This is a genomic window from Testudinibacter aquarius, from assembly GCF_004342725.1.
Taxonomy (GTDB): domain Bacteria; phylum Pseudomonadota; class Gammaproteobacteria; order Enterobacterales; family Pasteurellaceae; genus Chelonobacter; species Chelonobacter aquarius.
The window spans coordinates 26,169-45,976 of the sequence record NZ_SMCP01000014.1; the positions used below are offsets into that span (position 1 = coordinate 26,169).

A 19,808-nucleotide genomic window follows, 5' to 3' on the forward strand; every position below is an offset into this window, starting at 1 on the left:
AGATAAGTACTTTTAAGTCTCAAATAAGTCTAAATAACGAGAAAACATAAACACTCGGTTGCGTTGATAGCCTGTAATTTCTTGTAAAATACCATCTTCAGCCATCTTATTCAGCAATGAGGAGGCAGTTTGATGGCTACTCTTTATCAACTTACTTGCTTGAGTCACGGTAATAGCAGGACGACGATAGAGATGGCGTAAGAGTAATTGAACATTTTCAGCCCGTTTTCCATAAGCAAAAGCTCTTTGGTCAATTTCTCGTCGCAATGCCAAAATATTCTCAAATGTTTGTTTGCCCTTGCTTGCCGTTTCAATGACTGCCGACAGAAAGAATTTAACCCAATGTGTCATGTCATTAGAAATCCGTACACGCATCAATGCGTCATAATAGCTAGCACGGTTTCGTTCAAAAAAGTCTGAAAGATATAACGAAGGTTTACGCAATAAACCTTTTCCGACCAAATAAAGTGCAATTAAAAGCCGCCCTATTCTACCATTGCCGTCAAGAAAAGGATGAATTGTTTCAAAATGATAGTGACTAATCGCAATACGAATTAAGTCAGGTACATTGATCTGATCGTTATGCCAAAATAATTCTAGATCGCTCATTAAAATAGGCACTTCATTTGGGTGAGGAGGGATAAATACAGCATTGGTCAAATTGCTTCCTCCGATCCAATTTTGTGATGTTCTGAACTCTCCCGGAGTTTTGTGTTCACCACGCACGCCTTGCATTAAAATAGCATGCGTCTGTTTCAACAAACGATTTGATAGTGGCAAGCGTTGCAATTCATCAATGGCATCATTGATTGCTTGAATATAATTTTGTACTTCTTGCCAATCATCACGTTTCTCCGGTGCCAGTTGGCTACTGTCTAAAACAGCTTCATCAATATGGGTTTGCGTTCCTTCAATGCGTGATGAATTATTCGCTTCCTTAGTAATATGCATCTGAATAAATAAATCGACGTCAGGTACTATTAGGGTAAAGGCATCCAGCTCTGCCAACGTGCGTGAGGCACGTTCTAATAAGGTATTGATTTGTGAATCTTCCCATATCCATTCTCGATTGACTGTCACAGGTAAAAAACTTTTATATTGGTATTGCTGTTGCCATTCACCTGCTTTAAAGGTTTCAAATTTCACAAATACTCCTGACAATATATTTAATTATGTTTTATATTTTGAATTAATTGGCGGTATAGCTTTATAAACATAAGTATATCATTTTTCAGAATTTCAATTACTTTTTGAGGAATACCAAAAGCTATTGAGGATATATAAGTAAAATATGATACAGAATTATTAGCGATACCACCGCACTTTCGGTACTTCAAGTTGCAACTGTTGCTGCCAGTTGTCTAACAATGCTTGGCTCAACAGTCCTAAACCGCGGTAGAAAGTGTGGTGCTGTTCGGCGATCAGCAGTTCGAGAAAGCGCCCTGACCATGTCAGCAAATGTTGCTGTAAAAATTCATTGAGTTGCTCCGGTTGGTTTTCCGCCAGCCATGCTGCCATCATCAACATCAAACCAAAGTGGTCTTCCGGCTCGTTTTGTGCCAGCTCCAGATTGATGTGGTAGGTCTGCATAAAATCACGCAATTCCAGCAATGAACTGCCAAAAATTACCGTCTCTTTGTCCAGATAAACCGATCCCCAAGGTGGCGCCGGTAGCGAATTCGGACCAATAAACAACGCTTGAAAATCCTCATTCAACTGCGCTTGCCCTTGAGCAATTCCCTGGGTCAAGCAGTGCTGAATCTGCTCCCGTTTTGCTTGGCTTAAAAAATCGCAACTTACCTGCCATTCGCCATGCTGAAATAGTGCTAATAGCGACTGGTTTTGCACCTGCTCCGGTGCATGATAAAACAGCGAACCTAAAATTCGCCCAAATTGAGAAATGGAGGTTAAAACTGTGTTCATACTATTTCATTTAATGATGTTAATGATGGAATCAGATTAGCATAAATCGACAAAAAACGGTTGTGTTGCGTCAAATTCAAGCAATAATGAGATTAATACTTTATTTTTGGAGATTATACGATGTACTACCTTAAACGCGTCTATACCTTTGATGAAAATGATTTTCCGGCACTGTTGGCAGACAGGCTTTGGCCGCGCGGGATTGCCAAAGTGCGGTTGGATGGGGTGTTGTGGCTGAAAGCGGTGACACCGTCCAATGAACTGCGGCAATGGCTGCACCAAGATCCGCTTGCGCATTATGATGAATTTTGCCGTCGTTATCGGCAAGAGCTGAGCGCGGAGGCGGTGCAAGCCGATTTACAACAACTGCGCCAACTGCACGCGCAGTATGATCGTTTGACATTGCTGACAGCGGCAAAAGTGATTGAACACAGCCATTTGCCGGTGTTGCAGAGCGTGTTGCAAGGTGAAATTGAATAGGGTCTGTTGATGTTTGTTTATAATTTGAGCTATAGACACTTTTTCGCCACTCTTTTTGCAAATAAATAAGGCAAAAGTTGTGAAGTTTAGTCATTCTAAACGAACGATTTTTAACGCCGCTGTAGTACCAAAAGTAGTGGCGAAAAAGCGTCATAGTCCTATGGATTGTGTTTAAAATAAGCACACTCGTCGTTGCAACCCTCATCAATAGTCCCACTATTGATTTCGGCTTACGCCTAGATTGTGCTTATTTTAAACGACAACTCAAAATATAAACAAACATCAACAGACCCTAATCAACTTTCTAATTTTACGCTATTTAATTTGAGGATAAAAAATATTTTTGCGATCCGCCATCCGATTTTTCCGCTGATTAATCGCTAAGTTTGCAGCGGTAAGTAGTCTGTAGTGACAATACAATACTTGTCATAATCCCATTTTGGGACTAGACTGACCAAGGATTAATCGCAGTGAAAATATTGAAAGTCGCAACATTAAAGCATTTTTGGCAGAATTATCCCACTGCCGAGCAACCATTGAAACTGTGGGTTGAAGAGGTTAAAAAAGCAAATTGGCGGAGTCCGAATGATGTAAAAGCCACATATGGCAATGCCAGTATTCTAAAAAATAATAGGGTGGTATTTAACATTAAAGGGAATGATTTTAGGTTAGTGACCTCAATTTTTTATCCTGTTGGCTGGATATATATAAAATTTATTGGGACACATCAGCAGTACGATAAAATTGATGCCAATATTGTCGAAATCAAGGATTAAGAAGCATGGATATTAAACCACTTAGAACTGAACAAGATTACCAAGAAGCATTGGCGATTATTTCACCCATGTTTGATCATCAACCTGAAATAGGCTCTGCTGAATTTGATAAAATGGAAATTCTGGTGTTATTGATTGAAGCCTATGAAGCCAAGCACTATCCGATTGAGCCGCCGGATCCGATTGAAGCCATTAAATTTCGTATGGAGCAAGAGGGATTGACCGCAAAAGATTTGGTGCCGGCAATTGGGCAGCTGAATCGGGTGTATGAAGTGTTGAATAAAAAACGCAAGTTAACCTTGGGAATGATCCGCAAGTTGCACCAACAATTTGGTTTTCCGCTGGAGCATTTGATTCGGGCTTATGAGTTGTAAAACCGCACTTTTAAGCTAGAAGGGGAGCAAAGTGCGGTGACGGAATGGATCAATGCAGTTTCATTGATGGGCGGATAAAACGGTTGATTCGTCCGACCAGCATGATTAAGCCGGTTTTGAAGCAGCCGTGTAGCGCGACTTGGTGCATGCGATACAGTGAAACATAGACAAAACGGGCAATTCGACCTTCAACGGTCATTGAGCCTTTCATTAAGTTCCCCATCAAACTACCGACGGTGCTGAATTTTGATAACGAAACCAGTGAGCCGTGATCGTAATAAGTGAAAATTCTCATTGGTTTGTTTTCCAACAATGCCAGAATATTTTTGCCGCAAGTGGTTGCCATTTGGTGTGCCGCTTGTGCTCGTGGCGGCACGGGTTTGCCGTCTTTTTGCAACAGTGAAGCGCAATCGCCAATGGCAAAAATATGTTCGTCCAGCGTAGTTTGTAAGGTCTCTTTAACCGCTAATTGATTGAGCCGATTGACTTCCAAACCGTCGAATTGTTGCGTCACATCTGAAGCGCGAATGCCTGCCGCCCACACCATCAAATCTGCCGGAATGGTTTCGCCGCTTTTGGTTTGCAGCCCTGCCGCATTGGCTTCGGTAATCATGGTGTTGGTGCGCACATCAACGCCCAATTTTTGCAATTCATAATGGGCGGCGGCAGAAATGTGATCCGGCAGCGCCGGTAGGATTTTATTGCCAGCTTCGACCAAGGTGACTTTCAAACAGCTGTTGTCGATTTTGCCGAAACCGTAGGAGGAGAGGTGTTTTGCGGTGTTATACAATTCCGCAGACAGCTCGACTCCGGTTGCCCCGGCGCCGACAATCGCAATGTTGACATTGTTAGGATCGACCAACGGTAGTTTCTGTTCTAACTCAACCATGTCCGGCGAAGTGCGGTTTTCGGAGAATTTTAAAAATAAACCGAGCATTTTGTGTTGGAAGCGGTGCGCCTGTTCCGGACTGTCGAGGAAAATACAGTGTTCGGCAACGCCTTTGGTATTGAAATCATTGGATTTACTGCCGATCGCCAACACTAAAATATCGTAGGGAATTTTACGCTCCGAAACCAGCAAATCGCCATTGTCGTCACAAATTGGCGCTAAGGTAACATTGCGCTTTTCGCGTGAAAGTGCGGTAATACTACCTTGTTGAAAGGAGAAACCGTGGTTTTTGGCGTGGGCACGATAGCTTAAGGCATCGACACCATCATCCAGTGAGCCGGTCGCCACTTCGTGCAGCAATGGCTTCCATAAATGGGTTTGGTTGCGGTCGACTAGCGTGACGCTGGCTTTTTTCTTGCGTCCCAGTTTGTGCCCGAGAAAGGTTGCCAGCTCCAGCCCGCCGGCACCACCGCCGACAATGACAATTTTTTGCATAATAAATACTCTCAAAAGTTAAAAAATCATAAATCGGATTTTGCGCTTTTGTTATATTTTTTTCAATTAATTTAATCGCAAGTCAAGCATTTATTCTAAGAACACAGCGTTTAAGCCAGAAAGGTTATTTAAGTGCGGTTTTTGAGTGGTGGGTTTAGGGGCGGATCTGAAATCCGCCCATGGTATGCGAACAAAAGGATTATTTTCTAACCGCTATTGCTTCGATTTCGACGCCCACATCTTTTGGCAAACGGGCCACCTCAACACAAGAACGCGCTGGAAAATTGGGGTGGTTGTTTTCTTTGAAGAAGGCTTCATATTCTGCATTTAGCGTAGTGAATTGATTTAGATCTTTCACAAAAACCGTCGTTTTAACAATGTCCTTAACCTGTAATCCGGCTTGTTCGATAATCGCTTTGACGTTTTCCAGTGATTGGCGAGTTTGCGCTTGGATATTTTGTGGCACTTCGCCGTTGCTCGGATTGACCGGAATTTGACCGGAAGTCAGCACCAGATTACCCAAGTCCACGGCTTGAACGTAAGGACCGATGGCGGCTGGGGCTTTTTCGGTATGGATAATTTTTGTCATTTCTATTTTCCTATTTTCATTTTTAAGGGGGTAATAAACACGTAAAGTGCGGTTTTGCAGCGTGATTAATCGCCTAATGTGGCCACCATCACGGCTTTAATGGTGTGCATGCGGTTTTCTGCCTGATCGAATACGATAGAAGCCTCTGATTCAAACACCTCGTCACTGACTTCCAGTCCATTCATACCGTATTTCTGCAACATTTCTTTGCCAACAACGGTTTGATCGTCGTGAAACGCCGGCAGACAATGCAGGAATTTCACGTGTCGATTGGCGGTCAGCGCTAATAATTGACGGTTAACTTGATAGGGTTTCATCAGCTCAATCCGCTGTTGCCATGCTTGCGGTGGCTCTCCCATTGAAACCCAGACGTCGGTATACAGGAAATCCACGCCTTTCACGCCGTCGTTAATGTTTTCAGTACAATGGATTTTTGCACCGGTTTTTGCTGCAATTTCAGCGGCTTGATCTAATAATGCCTGATCAGGCCAGAACTGTTTTGGTGCGACTAAGCGTAGATCCAATCCCATCAATGCTGCGCCTTCGACAAACGAGTTACCCATATTGTTGCGTGCATCGCCGAGATAGGCTAGTTTCATTTGGTTTAAGCGCTTGCCGTTGCCGTGTTCCAGCATAGTTAAAAAATCAGCGAGGATTTGAGTCGGGTGGAATTCATTGGTTAAGCCGTTCCATACAGGCACACCGGAATAATTCGCCAAAGTTTCTACCAATTCTTGTCCATAACCGCGATATTGGATGCCATCATACATTCTACCCAGCACGCGGGCGGTGTCTTTCATCGATTCTTTATGTCCAATTTGTGAGCCACTGGGTCCGATGTAGGAGACATTGGCCCCCTGATCAAACGCCGCCACTTCAAAAGCACAGCGAGTGCGGGTTGAGGTTTTTTCGAAAATCAGGGCAATATTTTTGCCACGTAAACGCGGTTGTTCGGTGCCGCTGTACTTGGCTTTTTTCAGCTCAGCGGATAAGGTGAGCAGAAATTGAATTTCCGTCGGGCTAAAATCCATTAAGCGCAGAAAATGGCGGTTGCGTAAGTTAAACGGCATGATTGACCTCTTGTTTTGAATGGAAAAGCGGATTGGCTTGATTCTACCCGAATTACAGCGTGAGTGCAGTTAGAAAAATGACAGCAGAGCAAAAATACCTTGTTGAATAGGAGACGTTGTATAGAGAAACTGTGATCAAGATCATTTTTTTAAAAAGATGATAATTATTCGCTTTTTCATCGGGGGTGATTGGTTTATACTGGCGTGGAATTTCTAAACCGATAAATAAATATGGAGAAAAATAATGAAAAAAAGTCATGTTGCAATTGCATTGGGGTTTTCTGCGGTAATGGCGGCTTCTGCAGTTGCGTCAGAGGTTAATGTTTATTCTTATCGTCAACCCTATTTAATTGAACCGATCCTGAAAAATTTTGAAAAAGAGAGCGGAATCAAAGTAAATTTGATTTTTGACGACAAAGGATTGGTTGAGCGTATTAAACGCGAAGGCGAATTAAGCCCTGCTGATGTGGTGTTGACAGTTGATATCAAACGCGTGATGGATGTAGTGAATGCCGGTCTGGCACAACCAATTCACAGCCATGCGTTGGAAGAAAATATTCCGGCACAATATCGTGATTCGAAAGAGCAGTGGTTTGCCTTGACCACACGTGCGCGCGTGATTTACAGCTCTAAAGATCGTGTGGGCAAACTGCCGGCGGATTTCACTTACTACGATTTAGCCAAACCGGAATATAAAGGTAAAGTGTGTGTGCGTTCCGGTAAAAATGCCTACAATGTTTCGCTGGTTGCCTCCATGATCGCCCATGACGGCGAAGCCAAAGCAAAAGCTTGGTTAGAAGGTTTAAAAGCGAATTTGGCGCAAAAACCACAAGGTGGTGACCGTGACCAAGTGAAAGCCATCAAAGAAGGTGTGTGTGATTATGCGATTGGCAACAGCTACTACTACGGTAAAATGCTGGATGATGACAAGCAACGCAGCTGGGCAGAAGCAGCTTATCTCAACTTCCCTAACCAAGATTCCTATGGTACCCATGTCAATATCAGCGGTGTGGTAGTGGCCAAACATGCCCCGAATAAAGCCAATGCGGTCAAACTGGTCGAGTATTTAAGCGGCAACAGTGCACAGCAAGCCTATGCAGAATTAAACCACGAATATCCAGTGAAACCGGGTGTGCCGTTCTCTGCTCAAGTGCAGTCTTGGGGAACGTTCAACGCGGATAAATTACCGTTGGAAACCATTGCTGAAAATTACGATAAAGCATTAAAATTAGTGGACGAAGTGAAATTTGATCTATAATAACTAACTTTTATAGGCATGATAAAAAAAGAGCGGTGTTGACCGCTCTTTTGTGCTTGTAGTCATCGTAGTTGCTCGTAACAATCATGAATAAATTTTGGCGGATTAGCTGGTTTTTCACAGCGGTGGTGATCATCGCTTTTTTTCTATTGCCGATTGCGGCAATTTTATATCAATCCACTTTTTCGCAAGGGGAAAGTGTTTCGCACCTGTGGAATACGGTGCTGTTCGATTACCTCAAAAATTCGCTGTTGCTGGTGGGCGGCACGGTGATCCTCAGCTTGATTTTTGCGTTGCCTTGTAGTTGGATTGTTTCCACCTTTCAGTTTAAAGGACAGGGTGTGTTGCAGTGGGTGATGTGCTTACCGCTGGCGATGCCGCCGTATTTGGTCGGTTATCTTTACACCGATTTATTGGATTTTGCCGGGCCGGTGCAAGGGGCTTTGCGCCAACTGTTTGGCTGGAGTAGTGGGCAAGACTACTGGTTTCCGCCGATCCGTACCTTGGGCGGAGCGTGCCTGGTTTTGGCGCTGGTGTTATATCCTTATATCTTTTTATTGACTCGCATTGCATTATTGGAACAGTCGGAAAACCTGAATCATAGCGCCAAAATTTTGGGTGTAAGCGGTTGGCGATTGATTAAAAAAGTGACGTTTCCGTTGGTGCGCCCGGCAATGGCCATCGGCACGGCATTGGTGGCGATGGAGACCTTAGGCGATTTTGGTACGGTGTCTTACTTTGCGGTGCCAACGTTGACCACTGCGGTTTATGACACCTGGTTCGGCTTGGGCGATTTGGGTACTGCATCGCAAATTTCGCTATTGATGTTGTTTTTGATTTTTCTGTTGCTAAGCCTCGAACGCTACAGTCGCCGCAAACAAAAACTGTACCAAAGAGGCTATGAGCGTCGTCAGTCGCTACGCCCGCTTCACGGCTGGAAACTCTGGCTAGCGCAGAGTTACTGCTGGGGCTTGGTCAGTTTTGCCTTTTTTATTCCACTGGCAAAGCTGTTGTATTGGTCATACCATTATTTTGAGCAGTCTTGGGATGATCGCTTTTGGCACTATGCGTACAATAGTCTGTCGGTTTCGATCACCGCAGCACTGATTAGCGTGTTGCTGGCGCTGTTATTACTGTTTTTTAAACGCCTAAACCAGCAGCGCCTGACTCAGCGACAAAATCGTAGCGGACAATATTTGGCACGCTACGGTCTGCCGCTCTCTTCATTGGGCTATGCCGTGCCGGGGACGGTGCTGGCAATTGGCTTAATGATTCCTTTTACTACCGCTGACCATTGGTTGAATGATCTGATGCGCTGGCTGGATCGCCCACTGGTCGGGCTGGTATTCAGCGGTTCGATGTTTGCCTTGGTGTCGGCATATATCATTCGTTTTTCAGCGATGAGCATCGGCAGTGTTGAAACTTCATTGAACAAAATTGCACCGTCGCTTGACATGGCATCGCGTACTTTGGGCTATAACGGCTTGAAAATGTTGCTGCGAGTCCACTTTCCGTTATTGAGCAAAGGCTTGCTGACCGCACTGATGTTGGTTTTTCTGGAAAGTATGAAAGAGTTGAACGCTTCATTACTGTTGCGCCCCTTTAATTTTGATACCCTCGCAACGCATGTTTTTACCTTAACCTCGGATGAACAGTTAGAGCAAGCTTCGCTATCAGCGGTATTTTTGGTATTGGTCGGATTGGTGCCGGTGATTATTTTGACCCGTTCGCTGTTAGCGGATAAGTCTGCCAGATAAAAGAGAAATAAGTTGAATGAAATCGTTACAGATTAACCATCTTCAAGTGTGTTACGCACAGCAAACCATTTTGCAGGATTTGAATTTGCAGATTCAAGATGATGATATTCTTTGTTTGCTGGGTGCCAGCGGTTGTGGCAAAACCACGTTGTTGAAAGCGATAGCCGGTTTAGTGCCGCTGACACAGGGAACGATTGTGCTCAATCAACGGGATTTATCGCAAGTTCCGGTAGAACAGCGCAAAATTGGTATGATTTTTCAAGATTACGCCTTGTTTCCCCATTTAACGGTAGCGCAAAATATTGCGTTTGGACTGGGTAAAACGCCTAAAACAGCACAAGCTGAGATTGTGGCGGAAATGGCTGCATTGGTGCAACTTTCTGCATTTTTACAACGTTATCCGCACGAACTTTCCGGTGGGCAGCAGCAACGCGTAGCAATCGCACGTTCGTTGGCGTGTAAACCGGATCTGTTGTTGCTAGACGAACCGTTTTCCAATATCGACAGCCAAGTGCGCTATCAATTGATTGAAGAGATGAAAGGGATTTTGAAGCAGCAACAAGTCTCGGCGGTGTTTGTGACCCATAGCAAAGAAGAGGCGTTTGTATTTGCCGATAAACTGGCGCTGATGGAGCAGGGTAAAATTGTACAGTTTGGCGAGCCGGTTGAGCTGTATCAGCGCCCACATAGTCGCTTCGTTGCGGATTTTCTCGGCAGTGGTAGCTATTTGCCTTGCCGTTTGTCTGATCCACAAACGCTGGAGTCTGAATTGGGGCAATTGCGCGGGCAAAGTGTACTAACCTTGGCAAACGGGCAACCGATTGATCGGCTGAAACCGCTCTTTTGTTTGTTGCGCCCACAAATGCTGCAACTTTCCATTACGGGCAAGCCAAATGCAACCATTATTGGACGACACTTTTTGGGGCATACGTTTGAATATCAATTGAAAGTCGGTGAACAGCAGTTGTCTGTCTATGCACAGGATAATTTGGCGATTGGAAGACAAGTGCGGTTAGCGGCACAATCGGATTTGATCAATCTATTTCACTAGTATGATCTGAGACTTAAAACACGCAGTCGCAATGACAACTGACATGACAATTAATTAGTTTATTAAAAAATTTGACTTAGCTTTACCTGATCAGGTTTAAGTGATAGGCTTAACCTTGGATTAACATAATGTGACATAAGTCACATTTACTAAATGTTTTGATTGTTGTGAGATGGTTTTTTGAGTAGTTATCTTAAATCTGCTAAACAGTTAGTGGCGGCATTGGACAAGACGCGTTATCAGAAATCCTTGGTAGGCACCTCGGATGAGTTTCAACATGTCTTTCAGTTACTCACCTTGTTGCTGAATACCAACCATACGTTATTACCGGGCTTTGTCAATGATGCGCCGGCTGGCATTGTGGATTTCAAAGCAACACGTTATCAGCTTAAATATCTGAAGCAAATTTTTGTCGATGACGATTTCACGCAATTCTCAGCTTCAATCACGCAACCGACCGAAACCCCACTCATTCGTGGCGTGTATGCGATGGGTAGTACCGGTTCGATGACACAAAACAGCCAGTCTGATCTGGATATTTGGGTCTGCCACCAACCGCACTTGACGCTTGTTCAGCGTAATAAACTGTTGCAAAAAACCTTGCTGATTCAAAAATGGGCAAATTCGTTAAATATTGAAGTCAATTTTTACCTGCTGGATGAAAATCATTTCCGCAATATCACCTATTCCGAAACACTGAGCACTGAACATTGCGGCAGCAGTCAGTATATGTTGTTGCTAGACGAATTTTACCGTTCGGCAATCCGCTTGGCCGGCAAACCATTGCTGTGGCTGCATATGCCGGTCAACAATGAAGAGCATTATGACACCTTAGTCGAAAAATGGGTGCAGGAAGGCAAAATCAAACCGAATGATTGGGTTGATTTTGGCAGCTTAGGAATGTTGTCCGCCAATGAATATTTTGGTGCGACTTTGTGGCATCTGTTCAAAGCGGTGGATTCACCGTATAAATCGGTGATTAAGGTGTTATTGCTGGAGGCTCTGATGGCGGAATATCCGGAGCCACAACTGATTTCCAAGCAATTTAAACAGCAATTGTTATCAGCGACACCGGTTGATCACCACTTTGACCCTTATCTGGCAATGTTACAACAAGTCAGCAGTTATCTTTTGCGCATCAATGATCTGCATCGGCTGGATTTAGTGCGTCGTTGTTTCTATATTAAAGCCAATCGTGATTTTGCTGGCGTACAGAATTCGGATAATTGGCGCTATCAGCAGTTGCAACAGCTGATTGCTGATTGGGGTTGGTTGCCACAGGATATTCGCTCCCTGAATGGCCATGCAAGTTGGAAAATTAAGCAGGTCAAAGCGTTTTATCACAGTCTGGTCGGCATTTTGATGCAAGGCTACCGCAATCTGATTATCTTTGCCCGCAAACAAAAAATTTCGGCAGACTTGATGCCGGAAGACATCAGCATTCTGACGCGCAAGCTGTATACCGCATTTGAAGTGCTGCCGGAGAAAGTTACGCTATTTAATCGCGAAATTGCCGACAACATCACTGAGAAAGAGTTGATGTTTGTCGAAGTTCGTCATTCAAGTGCGGTTAAAGACGGCTGGTATCTTATCAATTGCTGTCTGAAGCAAGTCTCCAGCTCGAATGAGCGTTATGTGGAATATGCCGAAAATCTTAGCCAATTGGTGGCTTGGGCCTATTTTAACGGTTTGCTTGGAGCCAAAACCCATCTGTATATTCGCAGCCAAACCATCGGGTTGGGTAAGATTCAGCAATTTGTCACCGATTTGCGTTTGTCACTCGCACAACAAACCGCTCCCCCAAGTAATGAGGAACTAAGCCATCCGTGTGAATTGCGTGACCTGTTTGTTGCCGTAAATCTTAGTCATGATCCAACCGAATCGATTGATGGCAACCAACGACGCAGTGTGTCGTCCAACGATTTGTTCAACTTTGGACCAAAGCAACAGAGCTTGGTTGGCAGCATCGATTTGATCTATCGCAACCGCTGGAATGAGATCCGCACGTTGCATTTTGCCGGCGAACATGCCATTTTAAACTGCTTGAAAGTGCTGGCACATAAAATCCATCGTGGCGCTAATCCATTGGAGTCGGTACAAGTCTTCTGCTACAGCAAACGCTATCGTGCTGAAATGCTGACCGTAACCGAGAAGTTGATTAAAAAATGTATTAATACTCAAGTCGGTGTGATTTTAAATAAACGTTCGGTCAACCGATTGCAAGTGGGTGGCAAGGTTTGGAATTTCTCCTATGAAAGCCGTGACTTAAAAATTGAAGAAGGTGGCGTTGTGCGCTGCGAAACGGCGAATAAGCATGATCTTGAATCAGTTCGCAATACAGATACGCAAGTGAAGCATCATAAATACCATTTTCCACTAGAAATCGGCGAATTCGCTAGTGAAGGGTTTTTGCAATTTTTCTTTGAAGATAATAGTAACGGTAGCTTTAATGTTTATATTTTGGATGAATACAACAATCCGGAAGTGTACTACTATTGCCACGATGAGAAGCAGAATAAAATCAAAGAAATTAATAAAATGTATACCATGAGCCGTTTTGGCGGTGAAGATCGTTTTGAAGGCTACAGTTTTAACTATCCGCAATTCTACCAATTGATCACGACCAACAGCGGTGAAAACAAAGTTGTGCCGTTCCACAGCCAGCAACATTTGCAATATTATGATCCAAGATAGCGTTAATTTGCTCAAAAAACGCTATAATAAAAGCCATTTTATCGGCTAGTGGGGAAATTTATGTCGCAATCATACCGTATTCTTATCATCGATGATCACCCGTTAATGCGACGTGGGATCAGACAGCTGCTTGAATTAGAACCTGACTTTCAAGTGATTGGCGAAGCCAGCAACGGGCAGGAAGGGATTCGTTTGGCGCAACAGCAAGAGCCGGATGTGATCATTTTGGATCTCAACATGAAAGGGTTGACCGGTTTGGAAACTTTGCAGCAGTTGCGGCAAAAAGGCGTGACAGCCCATATCGGGATTTTGACGGTATCCGATGCTAAGGCCGATATTTTTGCGTTGGTTGATGCCGGTGCAGACGGTTATTTATTGAAAGACAGTGAACCGGATCTGCTGTTACAACAGATTAAACAATTGGCGCATGGCGAAATTGTTTATAGTCCTGAGATTCAATACCAATTACAGCAACGTAAAATCTCTCCTGAACCACTGCTTTCGCTGACCGAACGTGAAAGTGCGGTGTTGGAGCGGGTTGCCAAAGGCATGTCGAATAAGCAGATCGCCGAGATGCTGTTTATTTCGGAAGAGACGGTCAAAGTGCATATCCGTAATATGCTGCGCAAATTGAATGTGAACTCGCGCGTGGCGGCAACAGTGCTGTATTTGCAATATAAAGGCGTGTAACTACGCCCTGAGTCAAGCTTGAATAGAGATTGGATTTATGACGGATTTGATATTAAGCCCAACGATTATCAGCGGCTACCAAGGGCTGATTTTCGATATGGACGGCACGCTGATCGATACCATGCCGGGGCATGAACAGGCTTGGGTTGAAACCGGTGAATATTTTGGTTATCCATTAAATGGCGAACTGATGTACCAACTGAGCGGGGCAACCACTTACATTATTGCCGAAGCGATTATGCGCGATGGTGGCATGCCGCTGCACCTGCTGGAACAGGTGGTGCAGAAAAAACGTGAGTTGGGGGTGCAGCGAGTGTTGCAAAGTGCGGTATTGCTGCCGGCTTTTGAAATTGTGCGTTATTTCAACGGAAAAATCCCAATGGCGTTGGGCACTGGCGCACATCGCTCAATGACTGAGATTTTAATCGAAAAATTTGATTTAGCCCGTTATTTCTCCGCTATCGTCACTTCTGACGATGTGCTCAATCATAAACCCGCAGCAGATACTTTTTTGCGTTGTGCCGAGTTGCTCGGGGTGGCGCCGCACGGTTGTCTGGTGTTTGAAGACGGCGATTTTGGGATTACGGCAAGTCATGCTGGCGCGATGGACGTGTTTGATGTGCGCGACAACCGCTTATTAAAAGCTGAGCGATGAGCGACGCTTTGTCTGGTGAATGGCTGAATTGGTTGCCGGCTTGGGTGGCGCAAAGTCAGTTGTTACTGATGTTTGTCAGTGCTTTTTTAAGCGCAACCTTATTGCCTGGCAATTCGGAAGTGGTTTTTAGCGGTTTGCTGTTATTAAACCGTTTCTCTTTTGAAAACAATATACTGGCAATCTTCAATCTATGGTGGGTTGCCACTGTCGGCAATAGCCTCGGCAGTATGACCAGCTATGCAGTGGGGCGCATGGTCAGCATGCCGGAATGGCAGCATTTAAATCGGCGACAGCAGCAAGGGCTACAACTGCTTGCCCGCTACGGCAGTGTTTCTTTATTGTTCAGTTGGCTGCCGATTATCGGCGATTTGTTATGTGTGGCAAGTGGTTGGCTACGTTTGCACTGGCTGCCTAGTTTGATTTTTATTACGTTAGGGAAAGGACTGCGTTATTTTTTATTGATCGCCCTGAGCCAGCTTTAAGAAACGAGGAAAGCACCGTGTTACCAAACCTAGATACCGCACTTTTATGGCTACAACAGCACCCGCAAGCAGTACAGCACTTCAAACGTGGCTTGGAACGGGAAACATTACGTTTTCTGCCGGATAAACATTTGGCATTGACACCGCATCCTACACAGTTAGGTTCGGCATTATGCCACCCGTGGATCACCACTGATTTTGCCGAAAGCCTGATGGAATTTGTCACGCCGGTGCGGGAAAAAGCCGGTGAACTGACCGATTTTTTATGGGATCTGCACCGTTTCAGCTTGCAACACATGGGCAAAGAGCGGTTTTGGCCAATGAGCATGCCGTGTTTTATCAATAATGAAAGCGACATTGTGTTGGCGCAGTACGGCAGCTCCAATCTGGCACAATATAAAACCTTGTATCGCGAAGGCTTGAGAAATCGCTATGGCGCATTGATGCAGACCATTGCCGGGATTCACTACAATTTTTCGTTTGATCAACCGTATTGGCAGCGCCGCTTCCCCGAACTGACTGAAGCGCAACAACAAGATCAGTTGTCAGTACGCTATTTCAACCTGATCCGCAACTACCTGCGCTATGGATGGGTGATCCCATACCTGTTTGGCGCTTCACCGGCAATTTGCAGCTGCTTTCTGCAAGGACGCCAAACCCAGATTCCGTTTGAACAGTCTGCGCATGGCTTTTTATACCTGCCATATGCCACCTCGTTACGCTTGAGTGATTTGGGTTACACCACGGATACGCAATCCAATCTGGGGATTAATTATAACCAATTGAGCCAATATACCGCCTCGTTGCGTGCTGCCACTCGCCGCCCTGAACCGCAATTTCAAGCGATTGACCAAGCGATCAACCAAGCGGATGGGCAATCAGGCAAACAGAAAGCTAAAACATATCGCCAACTGAACGCCAATGTGTTGCAAAGCGAAGCTGAGTTTTATGCCCAAATCCGTCCGAAGCGGGTCACCCTGCCGGGAGAAAGAGCGGTCGCCGCATTGGAGCGTGGTGGAATTCAATATGTGGAAGTGCGGTCACTGGACGTCAATCCGTATTCTGCCGTCGGCATCAGCGAACAGCAAATCTATTTTCTGGATCTGTTTATGTTGTGGTGTGAATTGGCCGAGGCGCCACCGTTGGGCGACAGCGAACAGCAGTGTTGCCGCAAAAACTGGAATAAAGTCATTTTGGCAGGGCGTAAACCGCAGCAGACTATCGGTGTCGGCTGTGATGAGAATGAATATTCACTGCAAGCGATGGGTGAAGCGATTTTTGATGATCTGCTGCAATTGGCAGCGGTGGTCGATTGTGTCGGGCAGGAGCAGGGATATGTCCAAATTTGCCGTGAGTTGCGCCAAGCGTTTGCTGATCCTAATTTGACTTTATCAGCAAAAGTATTAGCCGATTGTCAGCAGCTGGGCATCGCTGCTTTCGCTGAGCGACAAGCCGAGAAATTTAAACAGGCGTTTTTATCACAGCCTTATCGCACGCTCAGCGAACAGCAATTGCAACAAGCGGTTCAGGATTCAGTGCGGCAACAACAGGCGATTGAACAAGCGGATGAAGTCAGTTTTGAGCAGTATTTAGCGTTACAAAATCAGGCGTAGGGTACTAGGGTCTGTTGATCTTTGTTTAGAATTTTGCCATAAAAAAAGCGCTCTACAAGAGAGCGCGAAATAACCTAAGGAACCAACTTAATTATTAGAAAACAACTGCAAGTTGCTTGTATAATAAGACCAAACAGCCGATAGAAAGTTCAAATTATTTTTTAAATTTTTAGATTTTTAGCATTGAGGAGAAATTATGCCGTTACTTGATAGTTTTACTGTGGACCACACCAAAATGAAGGCGCCGGCGGTGCGTGTCGCCAAAACTATGAGCACCCCGAAAGGTGATGATATCACGGTGTTTGATTTGCGTTTTTGCCGCCCGAATCTTGAAAGTATGCCGATGACAGGGGTGCACACGCTCGAGCATCTGTTTGCCGGGTTTATGCGTGACCATTTGAACAGCGAGCAGGTGGAAATTATCGATATTTCGCCGATGGGCTGCCGCACCGGCTTTTACATGAGTTTGATCGGTACGCCAAGTGAGCAGCAAGTTGCCGAAGCATGGAAAAAATCGATGCAAGATGTGTTGAAGGTGGTTGATCAAAAAGATATTCCTGAATTGAATGAATATCAATGCGGCACCTATACCGATCACTCATTGCCACAAGCGCAGGAGATTGCCCGCCGTGTGTTGGCGGCCACTATTGGCGTTAATCACAATGCCGATTTGGCGCTTGATCCCGCCTTACTGCAACATTAATCGTCTATAAACCGAGCCCTCTGCTCGGTTTTTTCTATTTAGCGAACAAGGAAAAAGCTATGACTACTATCGGAACAGCGTTAACGCCCGTTGCCACCAAAGTGATGCTGCTGGGCGCCGGCGAATTGGGTAAAGAAGTCGTGATTGAATTGCAACGCTTAGGGGTGGAGGTGATTGCCGTTGATCGTTATCAAAATGCGCCGGCACAACAAGTGGCACACCGTGCCTACACGATTTCGATGTTGGACGGTGCAGCCCTGAAAGCATTGGTGGAAAAAGAACAGCCGGATTATATCGTGCCGGAAGTAGAGGCGATAGCCACTGATACGCTGCTGGAACTGGAACAGCAAGGTTTTAATGTGATTCCGACCGCAAAAGCGACCAGCTTAACCATGAACCGTGAAGGCATTCGCCGCCTTGCCGCAGAAGAACTCGGCATTCCAACTTCGAATTACCGCTTTGTGGACAATTTTGCTGCATTACAAAGTGCGGTGGCAGAAATTGGGCTGCCTTGCGTGATTAAGCCGATTATGAGCTCCTCCGGGCATGGGCAAAGTGTGATTAAATCCGAGCAGCAGCTGGAGGCGGCGTGGCAATATACACAGCAAGGCGGGCGAGCCGGTGGCGGTCGGGTGATTGTAGAAGGTTTTGTCAAATTCGATTATGAAATCACCTTGCTGACGGTGCGGCATATTGGCGGCACGACTTTCCTGCCGCCGATTGGACACACTCAAATTGACGGCGATTACCGCGAATCGTGGCAGCCACAAGCGATGTCAGCGACCGCACTTGAAAAAGCACAAAGCATAGCGGGCAAAATTACGGCGGGCTTGGGTGGTCGAGGAATTTTCGGGGTGGAGTTGTTTGTGTGTGGCGATGACGTGATTTTCAATGAAGTCTCACCGCGCCCACACGATACCGGCATGGTGACCTTGATTTCACAGGAACTCTCTGAATTTACGCTGCATGCCCGCGCGATTCTCGGCTTACCGATTCCGCCGATTAATCTGATCAGCCCGTCGGCATCCAAAGCCATTGTAGTCGAAGGACAATCCACGCAAGTGCGGTTTGGCAATTTAGAACAAGTGCTGGCACAACCCAACACCAATTTACGCCTGTTCGGCAAAGGCGAAGTTAACGGTCACCGCCGTTTGGGCGTGATTTTAGCCCGCGATGAAAGCGTGGAAACGGCGCTGGCAAAAGTCAGAACGGCATATAATAAGTTGGTGGTTGAGTTGTAAGGTTGATGTTACGCAGAAAGTGCGGCTTGGCTGAGGCTGATACCGCACTTTTGTATTTTCTGGTAGTGAGCTGTAGCTAATTAGTGGGTGGCTTTGCGCTTAAACACAGAACTGACGCTAGCCACGACAAGCAGTACCACCGCACCGCAAACCACACCGATAATCAGGCTCGCGAGGTTAAACGCCCAGCCGTCGAGCCAGTTCATCTGCTCTAGCCAGTGGTGCAGAATGCCTAGATTGTGGGCGATGATACCGCCACCGACCAAAAACATGGCGAGCGTGCCGACCACACTGAGCAGGCGCATAAAGTGTGGCATCACAAAAATAATGCCTCTGCCGAGGGCTTGGCTGACCGCACTTTGCTTGCGCATTAACCAAAATCCTAAGTCGTCTAGTTTGACGATGCCACCAACCAGGCCGTACACCAGCACGGTCATCCCCAATGCAATTGCTGACAAGACCAGTGTTTGCGTCAGCAGGTTATAGTCGCTGACCATGCCCAGCGCAATGGTGACGATTTCTGCCGACAGGATAAAGTCAGTGCGAATAGCCCCCTTGATCTTGTCTTTTTCTTGTTCCGGGGTCATCTCGCCGCTGACCTCACTTTCTACTTCAGTGTCGTGCTTGTGCAGCAGCTTGTGAAAAATCTTTTCCACGCCTTCAAAACAGAGATAGGCACCGCCAATCATCAATAAATACGGAATCGCCACCGGAAAAAAGGATGAAATCAGCAAGGCCAGCGGTACCAAAATCACTTTATTCCAAAACGAGCCTTTCGCCACTGCCCAGACCACCGGCAGCTCACGTTCGGCACGCACGCCAGCGACTTGGTTGGCATTCAGCGCTAGATCATCACCGACCACACCGGCGGTTTTCTTGGCAGCGACTTTGGTCATCAGCGCCACATCGTCCAATACGGCGGTGATATCATCTAATAGGGTAAACAGTGAAGCAAATGCCATGATCGTCTCTTTTGGTTGTAAACAGGTGTAAAAATCGAATGCACTATAGCAAACCGTATTGAGAAAGCAATAAAGAAATTTTTAGGCTGTGTTGCTATTTAGCGAG

The 19,808-nt window shown here is 45.6% G+C and carries 19 protein-coding genes; 13 read left to right on the plus strand and 6 right to left on the minus strand.

Annotated features, from left to right (window positions below):
• Positions 1–12: 12 nt before the first annotated feature.
• On the minus strand, positions 13–1,146 hold the full coding sequence (locus EDC16_RS11715) for a Fic family protein (protein WP_132968037.1): 1,134 nt from the start codon (positions 1,144–1,146) through the stop codon (positions 13–15).
• Between the two features lie 159 nt (positions 1,147–1,305).
• Entirely contained in the window at positions 1,306–1,923 is a 618-nt protein-coding gene (gene dmsD / locus EDC16_RS11720) for a Tat proofreading chaperone DmsD (protein WP_132968038.1), read from the minus strand.
• 120 nt (positions 1,924–2,043) lie between these two features.
• Between dmsD and EDC16_RS11725 the strand changes: the two genes are divergently transcribed.
• The 3 genes from EDC16_RS11725 (at position 2,044) to EDC16_RS11735 (ending at position 3,553) form a co-directional block, all read left to right on the plus strand.
• Positions 2,044–2,403, plus strand: a complete 360-nt coding sequence (locus tag EDC16_RS11725; protein WP_132968039.1) for a DUF488 domain-containing protein — start codon at positions 2,044–2,046, stop codon at positions 2,401–2,403.
• 470 nt (positions 2,404–2,873) lie between these two features.
• Positions 2,874–3,179, plus strand: a complete 306-nt coding sequence (locus tag EDC16_RS11730; RefSeq protein ID WP_132968040.1) for a type II toxin-antitoxin system HigB family toxin — start codon at positions 2,874–2,876, stop codon at positions 3,177–3,179.
• A 5-nt stretch (positions 3,180–3,184) separates the two neighbouring features.
• Positions 3,185–3,553 (plus strand): helix-turn-helix domain-containing protein, encoded by a 369-nt coding sequence (locus tag EDC16_RS11735; protein WP_132968041.1) that lies wholly within the window; start codon positions 3,185–3,187, stop codon positions 3,551–3,553.
• A 49-nt stretch (positions 3,554–3,602) separates the two neighbouring features.
• Here the strand turns inward: EDC16_RS11735 and EDC16_RS11740 are convergent, their stop codons facing one another.
• The 3 genes from EDC16_RS11740 to argF all read right to left on the minus strand — a co-directional run bounded on the left by EDC16_RS11740 (position 3,603) and on the right by argF (position 6,596).
• Positions 3,603–4,937, minus strand: a complete 1,335-nt coding sequence (locus EDC16_RS11740; RefSeq protein ID WP_132968042.1) for an NAD(P)/FAD-dependent oxidoreductase — start codon at positions 4,935–4,937, stop codon at positions 3,603–3,605.
• A 199-nt stretch (positions 4,938–5,136) separates the two neighbouring features.
• Positions 5,137–5,526: a RidA family protein gene (locus EDC16_RS11745; RefSeq protein WP_132968043.1), complete on the minus strand. Its 390-nt coding sequence runs from the start codon at positions 5,524–5,526 to the stop codon at positions 5,137–5,139.
• Positions 5,527–5,591: 65 nt separating this feature from the next.
• Positions 5,592–6,596, minus strand: coding sequence for an ornithine carbamoyltransferase (gene argF, locus EDC16_RS11750; RefSeq protein ID WP_132968044.1), 1,005 nt, complete (start codon positions 6,594–6,596; stop codon positions 5,592–5,594).
• A gap of 244 nt (positions 6,597–6,840) precedes the next feature.
• Here argF and EDC16_RS11755 point away from each other — a divergent pair, with 244 nt between their 5' ends.
• The 10 genes from EDC16_RS11755 (at position 6,841) to purT (ending at position 18,740) form a co-directional block, all read left to right on the plus strand.
• Positions 6,841–7,854 carry a Fe(3+) ABC transporter substrate-binding protein gene (locus EDC16_RS11755; protein WP_132968045.1) on the plus strand — a complete coding sequence of 338 codons (1,014 nt, stop codon included), beginning with the start codon at positions 6,841–6,843 and terminating at the stop codon, positions 7,852–7,854.
• Between the two features lie 86 nt (positions 7,855–7,940).
• Entirely contained in the window at positions 7,941–9,611 is a 1,671-nt protein-coding gene (locus EDC16_RS11760) for an ABC transporter permease (RefSeq protein WP_132968046.1), read from the plus strand.
• A gap of 16 nt (positions 9,612–9,627) precedes the next feature.
• Positions 9,628–10,662, plus strand: a complete 1,035-nt coding sequence (locus EDC16_RS11765) for an ABC transporter ATP-binding protein (protein WP_132968047.1) — start codon at positions 9,628–9,630, stop codon at positions 10,660–10,662.
• A gap of 180 nt (positions 10,663–10,842) precedes the next feature.
• Entirely contained in the window at positions 10,843–13,356 is a 2,514-nt protein-coding gene (locus tag EDC16_RS11770; RefSeq protein WP_132968048.1) for a class I adenylate cyclase, read from the plus strand.
• Between the two features lie 60 nt (positions 13,357–13,416).
• The gene (locus EDC16_RS11775; protein ID WP_132968049.1) at positions 13,417–14,046 is read left to right on the plus strand and encodes a response regulator; all 630 of its coding nucleotides are present in this window, start codon (positions 13,417–13,419) and stop codon (positions 14,044–14,046) included.
• 49 nt (positions 14,047–14,095) lie between these two features.
• Complete coding sequence (locus EDC16_RS11780; protein WP_132968076.1) at positions 14,096–14,701, plus strand: beta-phosphoglucomutase family hydrolase; 606 nt, start codon at positions 14,096–14,098, stop codon at positions 14,699–14,701.
• Positions 14,698–15,183, plus strand: a complete 486-nt coding sequence (locus EDC16_RS11785) for a YqaA family protein (RefSeq protein WP_132968050.1) — start codon at positions 14,698–14,700, stop codon at positions 15,181–15,183. Before EDC16_RS11780 ends, EDC16_RS11785 begins: the two co-directional genes overlap by 4 nt.
• 17 nt (positions 15,184–15,200) lie before the next feature.
• A complete protein-coding gene (gshA, locus tag EDC16_RS11790; RefSeq protein WP_132968051.1) occupies positions 15,201–16,796 on the plus strand; it encodes a glutamate--cysteine ligase in 1,596 nt (531 codons plus the stop codon).
• Positions 16,797–16,992: 196 nt separating this feature from the next.
• Positions 16,993–17,499: an S-ribosylhomocysteine lyase gene (luxS, locus tag EDC16_RS11795; protein ID WP_132968052.1), complete on the plus strand. Its 507-nt coding sequence runs from the start codon at positions 16,993–16,995 to the stop codon at positions 17,497–17,499.
• Between the two features lie 59 nt (positions 17,500–17,558).
• On the plus strand, positions 17,559–18,740 hold the full coding sequence (gene purT, locus EDC16_RS11800; protein WP_132968053.1) for a formate-dependent phosphoribosylglycinamide formyltransferase: 1,182 nt from the start codon (positions 17,559–17,561) through the stop codon (positions 18,738–18,740).
• Positions 18,741–18,820: 80 nt separating this feature from the next.
• Here the strand turns inward: purT and EDC16_RS11805 are convergent, their stop codons facing one another.
• Positions 18,821–19,702, minus strand: a complete 882-nt coding sequence (locus EDC16_RS11805) for a DUF808 domain-containing protein (protein ID WP_132968054.1) — start codon at positions 19,700–19,702, stop codon at positions 18,821–18,823.
• Positions 19,703–19,808 lie beyond the last annotated feature (106 nt).

Coding starts and splice junctions, on each gene's coding strand:
- dmsD (WP_132968038.1), bottom strand. CDS start 1,923: ATGAACACAGTTTTAACCTCCATTTCTCAATTTGGGCGAATTTTAGGT.
- EDC16_RS11725 (WP_132968039.1), top strand. CDS start 2,044: ATGTACTACCTTAAACGCGTCTATACCTTTGATGAAAATGATTTTCCG.
- EDC16_RS11735 (WP_132968041.1), top strand. CDS start 3,185: ATGGATATTAAACCACTTAGAACTGAACAAGATTACCAAGAAGCATTG.
- EDC16_RS11740 (WP_132968042.1), bottom strand. CDS start 4,937: ATGCAAAAAATTGTCATTGTCGGCGGTGGTGCCGGCGGGCTGGAGCTG.
- EDC16_RS11745 (WP_132968043.1), bottom strand. CDS start 5,526: ATGACAAAAATTATCCATACCGAAAAAGCCCCAGCCGCCATCGGTCCT.
- argF (WP_132968044.1), bottom strand. CDS start 6,596: ATGCCGTTTAACTTACGCAACCGCCATTTTCTGCGCTTAATGGATTTT.
- EDC16_RS11755 (WP_132968045.1), top strand. CDS start 6,841: ATGAAAAAAAGTCATGTTGCAATTGCATTGGGGTTTTCTGCGGTAATG.
- EDC16_RS11760 (WP_132968046.1), top strand. CDS start 7,941: ATGAATAAATTTTGGCGGATTAGCTGGTTTTTCACAGCGGTGGTGATC.
- EDC16_RS11765 (WP_132968047.1), top strand. CDS start 9,628: ATGAAATCGTTACAGATTAACCATCTTCAAGTGTGTTACGCACAGCAA.
- EDC16_RS11775 (WP_132968049.1), top strand. CDS start 13,417: ATGTCGCAATCATACCGTATTCTTATCATCGATGATCACCCGTTAATG.
- EDC16_RS11785 (WP_132968050.1), top strand. CDS start 14,698: ATGAGCGACGCTTTGTCTGGTGAATGGCTGAATTGGTTGCCGGCTTGG.
- luxS (WP_132968052.1), top strand. CDS start 16,993: ATGCCGTTACTTGATAGTTTTACTGTGGACCACACCAAAATGAAGGCG.
- purT (WP_132968053.1), top strand. CDS start 17,559: ATGACTACTATCGGAACAGCGTTAACGCCCGTTGCCACCAAAGTGATG.
- EDC16_RS11805 (WP_132968054.1), bottom strand. CDS start 19,702: ATGGCATTTGCTTCACTGTTTACCCTATTAGATGATATCACCGCCGTA.